This window comes from Rhodanobacter sp. G2-10, assembly GCF_055809185.1.
In genome coordinates, this window is record NZ_CM147900.1 from 488,534 (window position 1) to 505,148 (window position 16,615).

A 16,615-nucleotide genomic window follows, 5' to 3' on the forward strand; every position below is an offset into this window, starting at 1 on the left:
GCGTGGACGCCTGGCAAGTCCTCGGCCTGGCGCCGACCGACGACCTGCGTGCGCTCAAGCGCGCCTATGCCGCGTGCCTCAAGCGCTGCCGGCCGGAGGACGACGCGGAGGGTTTCGCGCGGCTGCGCGGCGCCTATGAATTCCTGCTGGCCCATCTGGGCACAGCCCCTGCGTCACGCAGCAGCAGGCCGGGTACCACCAACATCGTCGAGCTGTCGCCGCCCGCCGGGACGGGTTCGCCGGTTGCGCCGATCGAGATCGCCGCCGCGCCACCCAGTGCGCCGCCGCCGATGCCGATGCCGATGCCGATGCCGGCGTCACGAGCGCCGCAACAGGTTGCAGCCGAGGTGCTGACACGGGCCTGCCAGGCACAGGGTCACGACGCCACCGTGGCTTTCGCGGCATGGCTGGCGGTGAATCCGGAGTTGATGCTGCTTGATGGCAAGCCGCTGATCTCGCGCCTGGTGTTGGCGCGGATCCTGCGCGGCCAGACTCCCGCGCCCGAGGCATTCGACAAGCTCGAAGCGTTCTTCCACTGGGACGATCGCGTCGAGCAACGCCGTTTGGCGCAGGCCGGCGTACCGGTTGAATCGGCACTGACTGAAGTACGGGCTGCCCAGCTGCGCCGGGAACTGGCGAAAGGCGTGGCACGGAAAGCGCCGCACGAATGCAGGCTCGATGCCATACGCCGCGCCGGCACGGGCTGGCGCGCGTGGTGGCTGGCCTTGGTGCGGCGTTCCCCGTACACCGTGCCGCAGCTTCTGCGCGACATCATCCAGATCCACGGATATCGCGCGGTGGAGCAGGTGTTCGGTACTGAGGTGATGGCGTTCTGGGAGCGCGCGATCAGCCAGCGCCCGAGTCGCCTGCAATGGTTCATCGCCACGGTACGCCCGTTGCTGGTTGGCATGCTGCTTGTCGTGAGCGGGGTCATCCTGGGCGCGATCGTGGCCTGGATCGCCACCCAACCGGGGCAGCGCTTCGCCGTCGATGCCTTCAGTGGGACGGTCGCCATCATGGCCACGATCGGGGCGGCGGTGGTGGCTTTCGTGGGCTTGCCGCAGGTGATCCAGCTGGCATGGCGCGGGTTGCAGCAGGGACCCTTGCAGAAAACGCTGGCGCGCTGGCACGACCTGCGCGAACGCTGTGCGCTGGACCGGCGCTGGCGCACGGCGCTTCCGGCAACGGCGTTGTTACTGGTGACGGGCTGGATCTGGCCCGCATCGGTCAATCCGATGCCCTTCATCATCCTGGTCGCGGTGCTGCTGTTGCTGCACCTGCGCGACATGCGTTCGGTGATCGGGCTGGGCTTCATGACGTTGGGTGCGCTGCCGCTCTGCATGTTGCACGGCGCGGTGCAGCCATTGATCGAGGCCCTGCTGCTGCCCGCTCTCTGGCTCGGCCACGCAACGCACGGCCTTCTGAGCCGGCGACGCCGCGCCCCCGGACTCGGCAATACGGTGATGGTGATGGGCTTGATGCTTGCCGTGGCGATGCTGGTCGCGGCCGCTTGCCTGGGTGACTTCTGAAGCGGCGGCATGCCTGCAATCCGGCGAGCCGGATGCCGACAGCACGTACACTATGCCCATGAACGATCGTGTTTCCGCCGCACCTTGGCGTCTCAGCGTTGCGCCGATGATGGACTGGACCGACCGGCACTGCCGTTACTTCCACCGGCTGCTGTCGCCGCATGCGCGCCTGTATACCGAAATGGTGACCAGTGCCGCGCTGGTGCGCGGTGGTCAGCTGCGCCTGCTCGAGCATAGCCAGCAGGAGCATCCGGTGGCCTTGCAGCTGGGTGGCAGCGACCCGCGGGAGCTGGCACAGGCGGCACGCTTCGGTGCTGAGGCCGGCTACGACGAGATCAACCTCAATGTGGGCTGTCCGTCGGACCGGGTGCAGTCCGGCCGCTTCGGCGCCTGCCTGATGCGCGAGCCGGCGCTGGTCGGCGATTGCGTCAAGGCCATGCGCGATGCGGTGAGCGTGCCGGTGACGGTGAAGTGCCGTATCGGCGTGGATGACCAGGACGACTACATCGGCCTGCAGCATTTCACCGAGACCATGCTGGCGGCCGGTGTCGAGGTGCTGACGGTGCATGCGCGCAAGGCCTGGCTGCAGGGCCTGTCGCCGAAGGAGAACCGCGACATCCCGCCGCTGGATTACGCGCGGGTGTACCGCCTGAAACGCGAATTTCCCGAACTGGTGGTGGTGATCAACGGTGGCATCACCACGATCGGGCAGGTGCAGACGCACCTGGCCCATCTCGACGGGGTGATGCTGGGGCGCGCGGCGTACCACGATCCGTACCTGCTGGCCCAGCTCGAATACGCGTTGTACGGCGAACCGCTGCCGACGCGCGAGGACGTGCTGGCGCGGATGCGCCCCTACGTCGAGGCCGAGCTGGCGCGCGGCACGGCGATGAAACACATCAGTCGCCATCTGCTGGGGCTGTACCAGGGCGAACCCGGCGCCCGCGCGTTCCGCCGTACCATCAGCGAAGGCGCGCATCTGCCGGGCGCGGGCTGGGACCTGCTGGAACATGCGCAGGCTTCGTGTCGGCGGGCGGCGTGACAGGCGCCGGCTGTCCGGTCAGTATTCAGGCCGGATCGCCTAGTCTGGACGTTTAGACCCCGGACGGACAGGATATTCACGCATGATCAGGTACAAGTGCTTGTTGCTTGCCGCGCTGATCCCGCTCGCGGGCGCGGCTGCGGCGCAGTCGCCCAAGCCGGCGGTGACGCTGGATCAGGCCGTGCTCAAGGTGCAGCAGGAGACCGGCGGCAAGGTGCTTTCGGCTGAGTCACGCGGCATCGGCCGTCGAGTGGAGTACCGCATCAAGGTGTTGACCCCGGACGGACATGTGAAGGTGATGGCGATTTCCTCCGAGGCGAGCAAGAATCCACCATCATCCCAGTCAACCAAGAATTCACCCGGACGGAATACGGGCAACAAGGAGAAACATTGATATGCGCATCCTGTTGGTGGAGGACGAGGCGCCGTTGCGCGAGACGCTGGCGGCGCGACTGAAACGCGACGGTTTTGCCGTCGATGCGGCGCAGGACGGCGAGGAGGGCATCTATCTCGGCCGCGAGGTGCCGTTCGACCTGGCAATCATCGACCTGGGTCTGCCCAAGATGTCGGGCATGGACCTGGTCCAGGCCCTGCGCGAGGCGGGCCAGCGCTATCCGATCCTGATCCTCACCGCGCGCGGCAGCTGGCAGGACAAGGTCGAGGGACTCAAGCACGGTGCCGACGACTACCTGGTCAAGCCGTTCCATGTCGAGGAGCTGCTGGCGCGGATCAACGCACTGGTGCGCCGTGCCAGCGGCTGGTCCAAGCCGATCCTGGCCTGTGGCGTGATCAAGCTCGACACCACCGCACAGACGGTGACCGTGGAAGGCAAGCTGGTCGACCTCACCAGCTATGAGTACAAGGTGCTGGAATACCTGATGCTGCATGCCGGCGAGCTGGTCTCCAAGGCCGATCTCACCGAACACATCTACCAGCAGGACTTCGACCGCGATTCCAACGTGCTCGAAGTGTTCATCGGCCGGTTGCGGCGCAAGCTCGATCCGGAAGGCACCCTGAAACCCATCGAGACGGTACGTGGACGCGGATACCGCTTTGCCATCCCGCGCACCGACGGCGACGACGAATGAGGTGACGCCGCCGCGCCGCCCGCTGTCGCTGGCGGCACGGGCGGCGGTCGCGACAGGCTTCGTGCTGGCTGCCTTTCTGGGGCTGGTCGGGCTGACTCTGTCACAGGCCAACAAGGAGCGCGCGCTGAGCGCGCTGCATGATCGCCTGCAGAATTTCGCGATCGCCTACATCACCAATTTCGACGTGAACCGCTACGGCAGGATCCTGCCGCCGGATACCTCGCCGGACCCGAATTTCTCGCGGCCCGGCTCCGGCCTGTATGCGGTGGCAGTGGGCGACAAGGGCTTCCATTGGGAGTCGCCCTCCGCGATCGGGCGCGATTTCAGCTTCCTGGCACCACTGGAGCCGGGGGCCAGTCGCTTCGTCGGCCCGATCGACACGCGCATGGGCCGCCTCTACTACTACAGCTATGGCGTGGCCTGGGATACCGGTGGCGGCAAGTCCGTGCACTTCACTATCATGGTGGCGCAGACCGAGGACCAGCTCGAAGGCGGCAACGCGGCGTATCGGCGCGCGCTGGTGGTGTGGCTGTCGATCCTCGGCGTGATGCTGATCGTGCTGCAACTGCTGCTGCTGCGCTGGAGCCTCACGCCATTGCGCAAGGTGGCCAGCGACATGAGTCGGGTCGAGCGTGGCGACAGCGAACAACTGGATGGCCAGTACCCGCTGGAGCTGCTTGGCCTGACCGAGCGCATCAATGCCTTCATCACCAACGAGCGCGAGCAGCGCACGCGCTACCGGCACACCCTGGCCGACCTCGCGCACAGCCTGAAGACGCCGCTGGCGGTGATCCGTTCGCAGCTGGAATCGACCGTCGCCGACGAGTCCGCACGGCGCACCAGCATGCTCGACCAGGTGCGCCGGATGAATGAATTGGTCGCCTACCAGTTGGCGCGCGCGGCCACGTCGGGTCGCCAGACCTTTGCCAGTGCCGTGCCGATTGCCTCCCATGCGGAGGACCTGGTGCAGGGCCTGGAGAAGGTCTACGCCGCGAAAAACGTGCTGTGCGAATTCGATATCGAGGAAGGCGCGATGTTCTACGGCGAGCAGGGTGATCTGCTCGAACTGCTCGGCAACCTGCTGGAGAACGCCTTCAAATGGGCCAGCCACCGCGTGCTGCTGGTGGTGAAGATGCAGCCGCAGGCAGGGCGCCAGCGTCCCGGCCTGATGCTTTGCGTGGAAGACGATGGCGCCGGTATTGCCGAGGACAAGATCGAGAAAGTGTTGCAGCGCGGTGTGCGCGGCGACGAGCGGGTGCAGGGTCACGGCATTGGGCTGTCGATCGTGCAGGACATCGTGCACGCCTACCAGGGCGAACTGGTGGTCGATCGCTCGCCCGAACTCGGCGGCGCACGGTTCTGCGTGCGACTGGCGGCGAGCTGATCCGGGCCTCAGCGCCGGCGCGCTCCCGCACATTCCTCGTTGTCGGCGGGTGAGCGACCGTAAAACGCAGCGAGCAGCTCGGCAACCGCCGGTTCGGCCCGCCGCAACATCGCCGGTTGCGAGTAATGCAATTCGCTGACCACGGCTAAATACTCGGCGGGGCTTTCACTCGCGTACGAGTCAATCGGCGAATCGTGGCCAGGCGCGGCACCGGCCAGCCGGTCAAACGCCAGCTGGAACTGCTCGATCCAGCGGCGACGCGGGATATCACGCAGCGGCGGCACGCCGTCGGGCGGGCCGTCGAGCATGTCGAGCTTGTGCGCCATCTCGTGCACGACCACGTTGTAGCCATCCCAGGGCTGCTCCAGGTCCAGCTGCACGTCAGCCAGCGACAACACCAGTGGCCCGTGTTCCCACGCTTCGCCGATCAGGACCTGATCACCTTCGGTGACCACGCCCGTGTGATCGTCATGGTGGTTGCGGCGCACCTTGAATTCGCCCGGATAGACCAGCACGTCGCGCCACCCGCGCAGGCTCGCCGGCCCTTGCTGCAGGGCGGGCAGGCAGGCCTGCATGGCGATCAGCAAGCGCCAGTAGTCATCGAGCACCGCGCCGGCGAGGGCATGGAGGCGCTTGCGCGCCAGAAACAAGGCAGCCAGCCGCCGCAGTTGTTGCTGGCGTGCAGGGTCCAGTCGACGTGCGAGCGGGCAGGCGACCAGCGCGCGTCGCCACAGCGGGTCCGCGATGGGCGCAGGTTCAAATCGTGCTCGCAGCGATTGCCACCAGTGGCCCGGCATGCCCTCGAACGCTTACTGGATGGATCCAGGCAGCAGGGATTGCCAGCCCAGATGCGGCCGGGGGGTGGGTGTCGGCGCCGACGAGGCGGCTCCGGAGTGGTCGTTGCCGCTGCTTGAGGTGCTGTTGGTCGCGTCGCTGCCGGTCGTGGTGGTGTCGCGGCTCACGCCAATCGCGTCGCTGTCACTGCTGGTGCTGCTCTGCGAACTTCGGCTGGTCACTGCGTGCGGCGCATTGTCCACTCCAGGCGCGCCAAGGCTGGCCGCCGCCGCCGAGCCCATGACGGCAAGGCACAGGACGCAACCCATGACCCGATGAGTGGCACGCATGGCAGTCGAACTCCCCGAACCAGCAAGCGAAGACCTTGATCCTCGCAGAAACAGGACGGGCGTGCCAGTGCTGCCCATGTCGCAGTGCAGCGTTGGCGGGCTAGAATCGCCGCATGTCCAATCTTCATGCTTCGCCGCGTCGCGGCCCATCGCCTGCGCGCGCCACAGTGCGCAAGGAACGCTGATGCGGCCCTTGCAACTGCTGGCCTTGCTCGCCCCGGGCGAGCCGGTTTCGGGCGCGACGCTGGCCGCGCAGGCCGGAGTGACCCGCGCCGCCATCTGGAAGCAGGTCGAGGCCCTGCGCGCGCGCGGGGTGCCGATCGAGGCGCGCGGCAGTGCCGGATATTGCCTGCCGTGGCCGTTGCAGATGCTCGATGCGGCGCAGATTCGCGCTGCGCTTCCGGCATCCCGTGTGCAATCAGTGGGCGCGCTGGAGGTGCATGGCGAGCTCGACTCGACTTCCAGTGAACTGCAGCGCCGTATCGGCACCGCGGCGGATCTCAGCATGGTGCTGGCCGAAAGCCAGAGTGCGGGGCGCGGGCGCCGGGGTCGCGACTGGTTGTCACCGCCGGGGATGAACCTCTACCTGTCCTGCCTGAAACGCTTCGAGCTGGGCTTTGCCGCGCTGAGCGGACTGTCGCTGGCCGTCGGCGTGATGGTGCTGCGCGCGCTGGATGAGCTGGGTATCGCCGGCGCCGGGTTGAAGTGGCCCAACGACGTGCTCGCCGCAGCCGGCGAAGGCGTGCGCGGCAAACTGGCCGGCATCCTGGTGGAGCTGAACGGCGAATACCAAGGCCCGTGTGCGGCAGTCATCGGCATCGGCCTCAACTTGCGCCTGACGCCGGCGCTGCGTCGCCAGGCGGGACAACCCGCCTGCGACCTGGCCAGCCTGGCCGCCGGAGAGCCGCCGGATCGCAATCGCGTGGCGGCGGCGTTGATCGGCGCCCTGGCGCACGGACTGCGCCAGTTCGAGAGCGAGGGATTCACCGGCTTTCTGAGCGATTACGCGCGCCACGACTTGCTGCATGGCCAACCCCTGCAGCTGAGCGGCGCGCTGGGCACATTCGAGGGAATCGGTGCGGGCGTCGACCCGCGCGGCGCGTTGCAGGTGCAGCTGTCCGATGGCAGCCAGCGCAGCGTCGACAGCGCCGATGTCACGGTGCGCCGCACATGAAACTTCTGCTCGACCTGGGCAACACGCGGCTGAAGTGGGCGTTGCAGGCACAGTCCCCGGACTGGTTCGCGCGTGGTGCGCAGGACTGGCAGGACGACATCGGCGGAAGCCTGGCGCAAGCCTGGGCGGGTCTGCCGCGACCGACGCAGATAGTCGCGGCGTCGGTCGTCGATGGGGCGCGCGAGGATCGCATCGCCGAAATCACGCAGCAGATATTCGGTGCCGCGCCGCACTGGTTGCGCACGCCGGTCAGCGCTTGCGGCGTGCGCAATGCCTATGCCGAACCGCAGCGGCTCGGGGTGGATCGGTTTCTCGCTATGGTCGCTGCCCATGCCGTGCATCGCACGCCCTGCGTGCTGGTCAGCGCCGGCACCGCACTGGCGCTGGATGCATTGAGCGCTGAGGGCCAGCATCTGGGCGGACTGATCGCCCCCGGGGTGCGGTTGATGCAGCAATCGCTGCTGCACTCGACCGCGCAGGTCCGGCCGCAGCGCGCGGGCGACATCCTGGAGTTGGCCGACAACACCGCCGATGCGGTGACCTCGGGCTGCTGGCAGGCTGCCGCAGCCCTGATCGAACGTTTCCACGGCCAGATGCTGGCCCGTCTCGGCGCCGGCTCCACCCTGATTTTGGACGGCGGAGACGCCGAACAACTGGCGTCGATGCTGTCCTTGCCCGCGCGGGTGGTTCGCGACGGCGTGTTGCAAGGACTGGCCGTGTGGGTCGACGCGCAGCCCGCGTCGCCACCGACAGTCTAGAATGACGACTCCGGTCGTGTTGGTGGGGGTTTGATGTTCCTGCGTCTGCTGTTCATCCTGCTGGTGGCGCTGAATATCGCGGTCGGGGCGTGGCTGCTGCTGGGCCAGCCCTATACACACGTCGGCAGCCCGACCGATCCCGGCGTGCCGGAGCTGCGCCTCCTGTCGGAAATGCCCGCAACCGACGCCAGCGCGGCGAAGCCCGATGCCGAAGGTGGCCTGGCTGCTGACGGTGCACGCAGCTACAGCTGCATCACGTTGGGGCCATTCGATACACCCCAGGACCTGCGCAATGCGCGCCAGGCGCTGGCTTCGCGTGCCGCGCGCACGCGCTCGCGCCAGGAGCAGACCAGCCAGACCACCGGCTGGTGGGTCTACCTGCCGGCCGCAGCCAACCGGGCCCAGGCGCTGGAACAAGCCCGGCAGCTCGGCGCGAAAGACATCAAGGACTACTTCGTGGTCGGCTCGGGCGACCAGGCCAACACCATTTCCCTGGGCCTGTTCAGGGACCCTGCCAACGCGCGCAAGCGCCTGAACCAGATCCTTGCGGCCGGCTTCCCCGCACGCCTGGGCGAGCGCAGCGACAGCGTTCCCGAATACTGGCTCGACCTGGTCATTGCCGACGGCAGCCGCCTCGACTGGCGCAAGTACGTCAACGACAGCGGCATCGGCTCGCACAGCACGGGTTGCTTCTGAGCACAGCCGCAGGCGTGCCTGCTAGAATCCCCGGTCTTCGCCGGCATAGCTCAGTTGGTAGAGCAACTGATTTGTAATCAGTAGGTCGCGGGTTCGACTCCTGCTGCCGGCACCATGAACCACAAGCGATCAGGCCGTCTTTTTGGCGGCCTTTTGTTGTGGTGGTTCAGGCGAAAGAAGATCACGAAGTCCTTCGGGTCGGGCGTCCGCCGTGACGCTCGGATCGGGTCGTTCGACTCGCGACGGCGATGGCTTCAGTGCCGGGTGCTGCACGGAAATCCGACAGGCTTCTGGCGATCAACCAATGGCAACCACGGACACGAGTTGTAGGCAAACGCTGACATACGCGGGCCGCAGCTTGTCTCACAGTGGGCATGATCCGGAGTTGCCTGCATGCGCTCCCCGAAGGCGCGGGCAGGCGGCCGGCCGTGTCTTCCGGTTGAGGGTTCGGTTATGGGTGTCGTGTTGACGATCAAGGAAAGCAGCCATGGTCTGTGGTGCATCTGCAGCGGCCCGACGATTCTGTTCGACCGCCTGCACTTCGCCCATGCAATCCGCCTGAGCCGGGGCCTTGCCCGCGAGGAGCATGAAGGTTCGGGCAGCGCCGCGTGTGTCGAGATGGTCTGCAACGAATTCAGCATCCCCTTGGTGAAATACGCTGACAGCGGCAGGTCCCGAGCGGTGGGCGCCGCCTGAGCGGATGAAATGTCAGGGGTCGTGACCTGCGCGGACGCAGGGGCCCGGTCCTCGCTGCGCAGGAAGTCGCATGTCGGCTTTGCCCCGGGTGCGAAGCGTCGACGTGACCCTGCGGCACCCTCGGTACGGAGGTAGCGCCGACCGTCCAGCGGTCCTCTCGCGGCCAGGTCGATTGGCGACAGGCATCGCAGTGTGGATGCCGCGTGAAATTTTGCTACGATCGACTCGACGGCTGCACGGGGGCAGCCGGGAGTGATCATATGCAAACGCCTTTTGCACACCCCGCCGTCTGGCGGGGTTTGTTGCTGTTTGCAGGGATGCTGACGGGGAAGTTCATCAAGCCGGCCAAGCCGGAAGCGGCGCTGTCCCAGGTGGGTGACCTGGTGTCATGGCGCTCTGGCGCGCGCTCGCGCCGGGAGGACGAGCTGGAACGCAGGCGTCAGCTGGAGTGACGCCTGCAGCGTGACGCAAACCGCCAGCGGAGCATGGTTTGGCATGGCGTGCATGTCGCACGTGCCGTTTCGTCATTCAGTTCTTGAACAGCTTGCGTAGAGAGTCGTTCGGCTCGATCCGTTAGACTTGGAAAGGTCGCGGCATCACGATGTCGCGTGCGTTTTCTTGCGCCCACCGCGGCAAATTGCGGGAAATCCGGCAACAGCCGCAGGCGCTTCGTCACCATCTTCGTGCCGCTGCATTGACCTGGATTGGTGCAGACCGGACGTCAAAGCAGGTATCCAAGTCATGAGCAAGCAAACCATTTCGTTGATAGGCGTGCCAACCGACATCGGCGCCGGGCATCGCGGCGCCTCGATGGGCCCCGAAGCGCTGCGGGTTGCCAATCTCGGCGCCAAACTGGAACAGCGCGGATTGACCGTGATCGACAAGGGTAATCTGCAGGGTCCGCTCAATCCCTGGCAGCCACCCACCGACGGCTATCGCCACCTTGACCAGGTAGTGGCCTGGAACAAGGCGGTGTACCAAGCCGTCAAGCAGGAGCTCAAGGCGGGACACCTGCCGATCATGCTCGGTGGGGACCATTGCCTGGCGATCGGTTCGATCAATGCCGTGGCGGAACATTGCCGTGCCAATGGCAAGCAGCTGCGGGTGCTGTGGCTGGATGCGCATTCGGATTTCAACACGGCCGACGCGACGCCATCGGGGAATATCCATGGCATGCCGGTGGCGTGCTTGTGCGGCCGCGGTCCCAAGGCTCTGGTCGAACTAGCCGGGCACGTGCCAGCCACCACGCCGGACATGTTCCGCCAGATCGGCATCCGCTCGGTCGACTATGGCGAGAAGGTGCTGGTACGCGAAGCCCGCGTGGGCATCTACGACATGCGTCGGATCGATGAGGACGGCATGAAACGCGTGATGGAGCAGGCGCTGGACGGCGTCGACGAAAACACGCATCTGCACGTGAGCTTCGATGTCGATTTCCTCGATCCCAGCATCGCGCCTGGCGTCGGCACGACTGTACGCGGCGGGCCGACCTATCGTGAGGCGCAACTGTGCATGGAGATGATCTCGGACAGTGGTCGCATGGCTTCGCTGGATCTGGTCGAGCTCAATCCTGCCTATGACCGGCGCAATGCCACCGCCAAGCTCGCGGTGGATCTGCTTGAATCGCTGTTCGGCAAATCGACTCTGATCCGCTGAGGCACCCGCGGCACCGTGCCGGCTGACCTTGCTCCACTGAGACAATGTGACGAGGCTTGTGCGATGGCGGAATGCCGTGGCTGAGGACTGCCGACTCGCGAAAATCCTGCATGAATCGCAACGTTTTTCCGTCACGCACCGGTCACTGCGAGGTCGCGAATATCAGGCGGTACTTGTTCGCGACAGCAGGAGCAGACATGAAATCACGGCACGTATTCAGCACGCCCGACCTCAAGACGGCAGCCGCTGCGGTCAGTACGCTGCGCGAGCTGGGTGTATCCGATGACGATATCTGGGTGATGGCGCGGGACGATATCGAGCATACGGCCGTGCCGGATGATCTTCGTGACACCAGCGGCGATTTCGGTCGTGGCGGCGTGAAGGGCCTGTTGCAGGGCGGTGGCACCGGCGTCGTATGTGGCCTGGTTGCCATGCTGGTGCCGGCCATCAGTATTCCCGTCGCCGGTGCTGCCGCCATGGTGGTAGCCGGCGCGGCGGTGGGTGGCTGGATGGGCATGCTTACCGGCTCTTCGGTCCCGGACACGGCGCGGCGCAAGTTTCATGATGAAATCAGCGCCGGGAAGGTCATCGTGGCGGTGGATGGCGAGGACGATCTGCTTGATCGCGTTGATGCCGTTCTGCTCGATGTCGGGGCCACGCAACTGCCGTTTGACGAACCGTCGGCGTTGAGTTGAGCGAACGCTTCGCCGCGACCGGACCAGTCCCTGGTGGGTAGCCTCGCCCAACGGGAATTGATCCAGGGCCCGATGTTGGCCCGGCAAGATTGCCTTCTTTCCACGCGTCACATACGACATTTGGGCCATACTGCACAGTGCGATCTGACACGAGGAGAGCACCGATGGGTAACACCAATCTTCCGCAAGCCGGCGCGGCCCACGAAAAGTACAGTCGCGATACTCTCAGTGGCACCGAGCAACTGACTGACGCGCAGCAGCAGAAGGTTCGCGCGCAGGGACCGACGAATGTCACGACGCCGAATCCTGAGGTGAGTCTCGAACACGCGCTGGCTGGATACACCGACACCGGGCACTCCCCCGCCGGCGCGACCTGATCGGCAGACGGCTGGCACCCTTGCAAGCTGTCAGAAGCAAGACATGTCGTCTGGCGTGGGTGCCACGGGCCGGCAAGCCACGAGCCGATGCGACGGTGAATCGGTCTCGTCCGGCGCCGGAGTCGATCGCGCCGTGAGATCGGCCGTGGGCCCTTTAAGCGGGTTATCACGAATCGTGCGGGACAAGGGCGCGATTGCCTTGATCAGGCGATGTCGTAAACTGGGTTTTTACTTGCGCGACGCAACATGCAGACTCGAGTTCTCACCGGCATCACCACCACCGGTACACCACATCTGGGCAATTACGTCGGCGCCATCCGCCCCGCCATCGAAGCCAGCCGGCGCGACGATGTCGATGCGTTTTTCTTCATGGCCGACTATCACGCGCTGATCAAGAGCGATGATGCGGCGCGGATCGAGCGTTCGCGACTGGAGATTGCCGCGAGCTGGCTCGCTGCCGGTCTCGATCCGGCGCGAGTCACCTTCTACCGGCAGTCGGATATCCCGGAGATTCCCGAGCTGACCTGGTTTCTCACCTGTGTTGCGTCCAAGGGCATGCTCAATCGTGCGCACGCCTACAAGGCGGCGGTGGACCGCAATGCGGAGACGGGGGAGGATCCCGATGCCGGCGTCACGGCTGGCTTGTACATGTATCCGGTGCTGATGGCGGCCGACATCCTGGCGTTCGACGCGCACAAGGTGCCGGTCGGGCGCGACCAGATCCAGCACATCGAGATGGCACGCGATCTCGGCCAGCGGTTCAACCATCTGCATGGCCGCGAATTCTTCGTGCTGCCGGAGGCGTTGATCGAAGAGCAGGTGGCGACGCTGCCCGGTCTCGACGGACGCAAGATGTCGAAGAGTTACGACAACACGATTCCGCTGTTCGACGGCGGCAAGAAGCGGCTGCGCGAGGCGGTGATGCGCATCGTGACCGATTCGCGCCTGCCGGGCGAGCCGAAAGACCCGGACAACTGCGCGCTGTTCACCATCTTCCGCGCGTTTGCCAACGAGGCGGAAACCGCGGCGTTTCGCAAGGGCCTGCTCGACGGGCTGGGCTGGGGCGAGGCGAAGCAAGTGCTGTATGACCGCATCGAAGTGGACGTGGCACCGCTGCGCGAACGCTACGAGGCTTTCATGGCAGATCCGGCGGCGATCGAGGCCATCCTGCGGGACGGCGCCGCCAAGGCGCGCGCCATTGCGACGCCGAAGCTGGCCGAGCTGCGCGAGGTACTGGGTTTGCGTCCGATGAGCACGGCGCCGGTGTCGGCGGGCAACGCGGGTACCTCACCGAGGCAGGCCCGCTCGCCGCGCCTGGCCAGTTTCCGCGATGCTGATGGCAACTTCCGTTTCCGGTTGTTTTCGGCCGAAGGCGAGGAGTTGCTGTTGTCGGTGTCGTTCGCCGATCCGAAGGCTGCCGGGGCCATGCAGAAACGCCTCAAGAGCCTGGGGGCCACCGGTGTCGTGGTGCAGACACGGGCGCTGGGCATGGCGTTGGAAATCGACGGCGACGCGGTAGCCAATACACCCCAGTACCGCGATGAAGCGGCGCGCGAACAGGCACTGACGCAGTTGCGAGAAGCGCTCGATCAACTCGCTGCGCAGGATTGACGCGTCGGCAAAGATCGAAGGGAGAAACTCGTGCGCTATCTGTCCATCCTGCTGCTGGCCCCGTGGTTGCTGGTGCTGTGCGGGCTCTACTGGGCCTACCCCAGAGCGTTGCCGCGAAGCGTGGGTCGCCGCGCCTTCGATGTGCTTGTGCTGGTCCTGGCGGCCGTGGCGACCACGCTCGCGGCATTGGACGGTTTCGACACGGCCGCCGTGCCTGAAGTGGGCGAGTTCGGGCAGGTGAGCGGCGGCATCTGGCAGCAGGTGTTGCCCGCGTTGTACGGCTATGGCGCCTTCACTCTCGTGTTGCTGCCAGCGATGCTGTTGCGGCATGCACTATGGGGGCGGCGCTGCTGATTCGCGAATGCAGGCCCACGCTGCTGGCACAAGTCATGGCGTGACCAATGGCCGTCGAATCGTTCAAGCGTTGACGGCAAGCTGTGCATCTATCGTCGGTGACGAAGACATGTCACCCGGGCGCGATCCTGCGCCGAATCCCGAGGAAGTATCCGACATGCGCATGGCATGCCTGTTGTTGTTCGCCCTGGCGACCGCCCCGGCGGTGGCGCAGGCCGTCGAGATCGATGGCCACATCCAGCCGGGCGAGTGGAAGGGAGCACGACACATCACCGATTTCCGACAGGTGCAACCGCTCAGCGGCAAGCCAGGGTCGCTGCACACCGAAGCATGGATTCTGGCCACGCCGAAGGGCCTGGCCGTGGCGTTCCGTTGCGAGCAGCCGGCCGACGTGCCGCGCACGCACCAACGTGTGCAACGCGACTTTGATGACCAGGTCGATCGGGTCAACCTGATGGTCGACTTCAACGGCGACGGGCGTACCGGCTACGACTTCGTGGTCAGCTCGACCGGTGGCATCAACGACGCCGTCATCACCAACGAGACGGCCTTCAACAAGGACTGGGATGGCAATTGGCAACATGCGGTGAGCGAGGATGCCGCCGGCTGGAGTGTGGAGATCCTGATTCCCTGGTACACCGCGCCGATGCATGCGGCGAGTGACGGAAAGCGCATGCTCGGCATCTACCTCGATCGTGTCACCGGCTCGACCGGCGAGCGCGTGGCGTGGCCGGTGGCCAGTTTCCAGCGCCCGCGCTTCCTGTCCGAGTTCGAGCCGATCGAGGTGCCGCCGTACAGCCAGTCACTGTTGGCGGTCACGCCGTATGTGTCCGGCGTGTATGACAACGTGCGTGGCCGCAGCCACTTCCAGCAGGGCGCCGACATCCTGTGGAAGCCGAACGGCCAGTTCCAGCTGACCGCGGCGCTGAATCCGGATTTCGGCCAGGTCGAGAGCGATGACCTGGTGGTGAACTTCGGCGCCACCGAAACCTATGTCCGTGACAAGCGGCCGTTCTTCACCGAGAACCAGGGTATTTTCGATTTCAGTCTTCTGGACGACAACAGCCAATTGGTCTACACCCGTCGCGTGGGTGGACTTGGCGATGATGGCAGGGGCGCCGCGCTCATCAATGCGGCGGTCAAGTTGAACGGCAGCGTCGGCACGACCAGCTATGGCGTGCTCGCTGCAGACGAAGACGGCGAGGCCGGGCGCTTCTTCGGAGCTGCGCGGCTGACTCATGACTTCGGCGAACAGAGCCTGGGCATGCTGCTGACCCGGGTTGACCGGCCATGGCTTGACCGCGAGGCCACCGTTGTTGGCGTCGATCATCAATGGCGACCGACCTCGCAGTTGACCATCGCCAGCAACGTGGTCGGCAGCGATATCCTGCAGTCGGGCACGCGCACGCGGGGCAGCGGTGGCACGGTCGTCGCCGACTACGAAATGGGCGGCGGCTGGCGCCAGCAATGGCTGGGCATGCATTTCGGCGATCAGTTGCAGATCAACGATTTCGGCTATCTGGCACGCAACAATTTCAACTATGTCCATTGGGAGGTGCGCAAGCGCAACACCGCACTGCCGGGTGATTCGGCGTACAGCTCACACGACTGGCAGTTCCGCATCGATGGCCTGGACAACGACCACGGCCTGCGCCTGCGCCGCCAGTTGCGGATCGGTCGCAGGAGCGGCCTGCGCAACGGCGCCACCGAGCGTGTGCAGATCAACGTCAACAGTGCGGGTTGGGACGACCTGCTGACGCGTGGTCACGGTGCGCTGTTCCTGCCGCCGTCGCTGGACATGACTTACGAGCGGGTCAGCCCGCGACATGGCAACTGGGCCTTCAAGCTGGAGGCGGAAGTGCTCAGTGGTGGCCTCGGTGGCAACCAGCGGCTTGGCTACGACATCAAGTTCGTGCCGACCTATTTCATCAGCGATGCGTTCAGCGTTTATGCCGGCCCGTATTACGAGCACATCCCCGACTGGCTGGTGTGGCAGCACGACAACCTGATCGGCCGTTTCGACGAGCACACGCTGCAGCTTGATGCCGGTTTCGACTGGGCCATCGATCCGCGTCAGGAGCTGCGCGTCAAGCTGCAGGCGATTGGCCTGCAGGCACGTTTGCGCGGCGGCTACCGCGTCGGCGGCAACGGCCGCGCCATGGTCAGTGGCGAGCCGATCGACGACTTCAGCGTGCGCAACCTCGGCTTCCAGATCCGCTACCGCTACCAGCTCGCGCCATTGTCTTATCTGTATGTGGTCTATGGCCGCGGAGGCTATGCGCTGGACGGTTATGCGCGCCACAGTGTGGACGTGTTCGGCAACAGCTTCGCCTTGCGCGACGACGAGCAATTGCTGATCAAGCTGAGCTATCGCTTCGACATGTAGGCACTCAGTTTCCGTGGTTCCGCTGCCGTGATGCGTCGTTCCCTC

General features: G+C 65.6%; 18 protein-coding genes and 1 tRNA gene. 17 read left to right on the plus strand and 2 right to left on the minus strand.

All coding sequences use genetic code 11. The annotated features are described in order from the left end of the window. The first annotated feature begins 2 nt into the window (after positions 1-2). From AC0L58_RS02205 to AC0L58_RS02225, 5 genes are all read left to right on the plus strand, one after another. A complete protein-coding gene (locus AC0L58_RS02205; RefSeq protein WP_473686241.1) occupies positions 3-1,529 on the plus strand; it encodes a hypothetical protein in 1,527 nt (508 codons plus the stop codon). A 58-nt stretch (positions 1,530-1,587) separates the two neighbouring features. After that, positions 1,588-2,571 (plus strand): tRNA dihydrouridine(20/20a) synthase DusA, encoded by a 984-nt coding sequence (dusA, locus tag AC0L58_RS02210; RefSeq protein WP_473686243.1) that lies wholly within the window; start codon positions 1,588-1,590, stop codon positions 2,569-2,571. A gap of 82 nt (positions 2,572-2,653) precedes the next feature. Next, positions 2,654-2,965: a PepSY domain-containing protein gene (locus AC0L58_RS02215; protein WP_473686245.1), complete on the plus strand. Its 312-nt coding sequence runs from the start codon at positions 2,654-2,656 to the stop codon at positions 2,963-2,965. A gap of 1 nt (position 2,966) precedes the next feature. Next, on the plus strand, positions 2,967-3,659 hold the full coding sequence (locus tag AC0L58_RS02220) for a response regulator transcription factor (protein ID WP_473686247.1): 693 nt from the start codon (positions 2,967-2,969) through the stop codon (positions 3,657-3,659). Further along, entirely contained in the window at positions 3,625-5,043 is a 1,419-nt protein-coding gene (locus tag AC0L58_RS02225; protein WP_473688530.1) for an ATP-binding protein, read from the plus strand. The genes AC0L58_RS02220 and AC0L58_RS02225 overlap by 35 nt, the downstream gene beginning before the upstream one ends. Before the next feature lie 8 nt (positions 5,044-5,051). Here AC0L58_RS02225 and AC0L58_RS02230 read toward each other — a convergent pair whose 3' ends face one another. Together AC0L58_RS02230 and AC0L58_RS02235 are read right to left on the minus strand one after the other, a co-directional pair. Continuing rightward, entirely contained in the window at positions 5,052-5,840 is a 789-nt protein-coding gene (locus tag AC0L58_RS02230) for a M90 family metallopeptidase (protein ID WP_473686249.1), read from the minus strand. 12 nt (positions 5,841-5,852) lie between these two features. Further along, positions 5,853-6,167: a hypothetical protein gene (locus tag AC0L58_RS02235; RefSeq protein ID WP_473686251.1), complete on the minus strand. Its 315-nt coding sequence runs from the start codon at positions 6,165-6,167 to the stop codon at positions 5,853-5,855. A 184-nt stretch (positions 6,168-6,351) separates the two neighbouring features. Here AC0L58_RS02235 and AC0L58_RS02240 point away from each other — a divergent pair, with 184 nt between their 5' ends. From AC0L58_RS02240 to AC0L58_RS02295, 12 genes are all read left to right on the plus strand, one after another. After that, the gene (locus AC0L58_RS02240) at positions 6,352-7,341 is read left to right on the plus strand and encodes a biotin--[acetyl-CoA-carboxylase] ligase (protein WP_473686253.1); all 990 of its coding nucleotides are present in this window, start codon (positions 6,352-6,354) and stop codon (positions 7,339-7,341) included. After that, positions 7,338-8,099: a type III pantothenate kinase gene (locus AC0L58_RS02245; protein ID WP_473686255.1), complete on the plus strand. Its 762-nt coding sequence runs from the start codon at positions 7,338-7,340 to the stop codon at positions 8,097-8,099. The genes AC0L58_RS02240 and AC0L58_RS02245 overlap by 4 nt, the downstream gene beginning before the upstream one ends. A 33-nt stretch (positions 8,100-8,132) precedes the next feature. Then, entirely contained in the window at positions 8,133-8,795 is a 663-nt protein-coding gene (locus tag AC0L58_RS02250; RefSeq protein ID WP_473686257.1) for an SPOR domain-containing protein, read from the plus strand. Between the two features lie 39 nt (positions 8,796-8,834). Next, positions 8,835-8,910: transfer RNA gene (locus tag AC0L58_RS02255), tRNA-Thr, on the plus strand. A 338-nt stretch (positions 8,911-9,248) separates the two neighbouring features. Next, entirely contained in the window at positions 9,249-9,491 is a 243-nt protein-coding gene (locus tag AC0L58_RS02260; protein WP_473686259.1) for a hypothetical protein, read from the plus strand. 260 nt (positions 9,492-9,751) lie between these two features. Then, positions 9,752-9,943 (plus strand): hypothetical protein, encoded by a 192-nt coding sequence (locus AC0L58_RS02265; protein ID WP_473686261.1) that lies wholly within the window; start codon positions 9,752-9,754, stop codon positions 9,941-9,943. Between the two features lie 289 nt (positions 9,944-10,232). After that, the gene (rocF, locus tag AC0L58_RS02270; protein ID WP_473686263.1) at positions 10,233-11,147 is read left to right on the plus strand and encodes an arginase; all 915 of its coding nucleotides are present in this window, start codon (positions 10,233-10,235) and stop codon (positions 11,145-11,147) included. Positions 11,148-11,344: 197 nt separating this feature from the next. Beyond that, positions 11,345-11,842: a hypothetical protein gene (locus AC0L58_RS02275; protein WP_473686265.1), complete on the plus strand. Its 498-nt coding sequence runs from the start codon at positions 11,345-11,347 to the stop codon at positions 11,840-11,842. Positions 11,843-12,006: 164 nt separating this feature from the next. Further along, on the plus strand, positions 12,007-12,219 hold the full coding sequence (locus tag AC0L58_RS02280; RefSeq protein ID WP_473686267.1) for a hypothetical protein: 213 nt from the start codon (positions 12,007-12,009) through the stop codon (positions 12,217-12,219). Between the two features lie 246 nt (positions 12,220-12,465). Beyond that, complete coding sequence (locus tag AC0L58_RS02285) at positions 12,466-13,830, plus strand: tryptophan--tRNA ligase (RefSeq protein WP_473686269.1); 1,365 nt, start codon at positions 12,466-12,468, stop codon at positions 13,828-13,830. 30 nt (positions 13,831-13,860) lie between these two features. Beyond that, positions 13,861-14,184 (plus strand): hypothetical protein, encoded by a 324-nt coding sequence (locus AC0L58_RS02290; RefSeq protein WP_473686271.1) that lies wholly within the window; start codon positions 13,861-13,863, stop codon positions 14,182-14,184. Between the two features lie 109 nt (positions 14,185-14,293). Next, the gene (locus AC0L58_RS02295; protein ID WP_473686273.1) at positions 14,294-16,570 is read left to right on the plus strand and encodes a DUF5916 domain-containing protein; all 2,277 of its coding nucleotides are present in this window, start codon (positions 14,294-14,296) and stop codon (positions 16,568-16,570) included. Positions 16,571-16,615 lie beyond the last annotated feature (45 nt).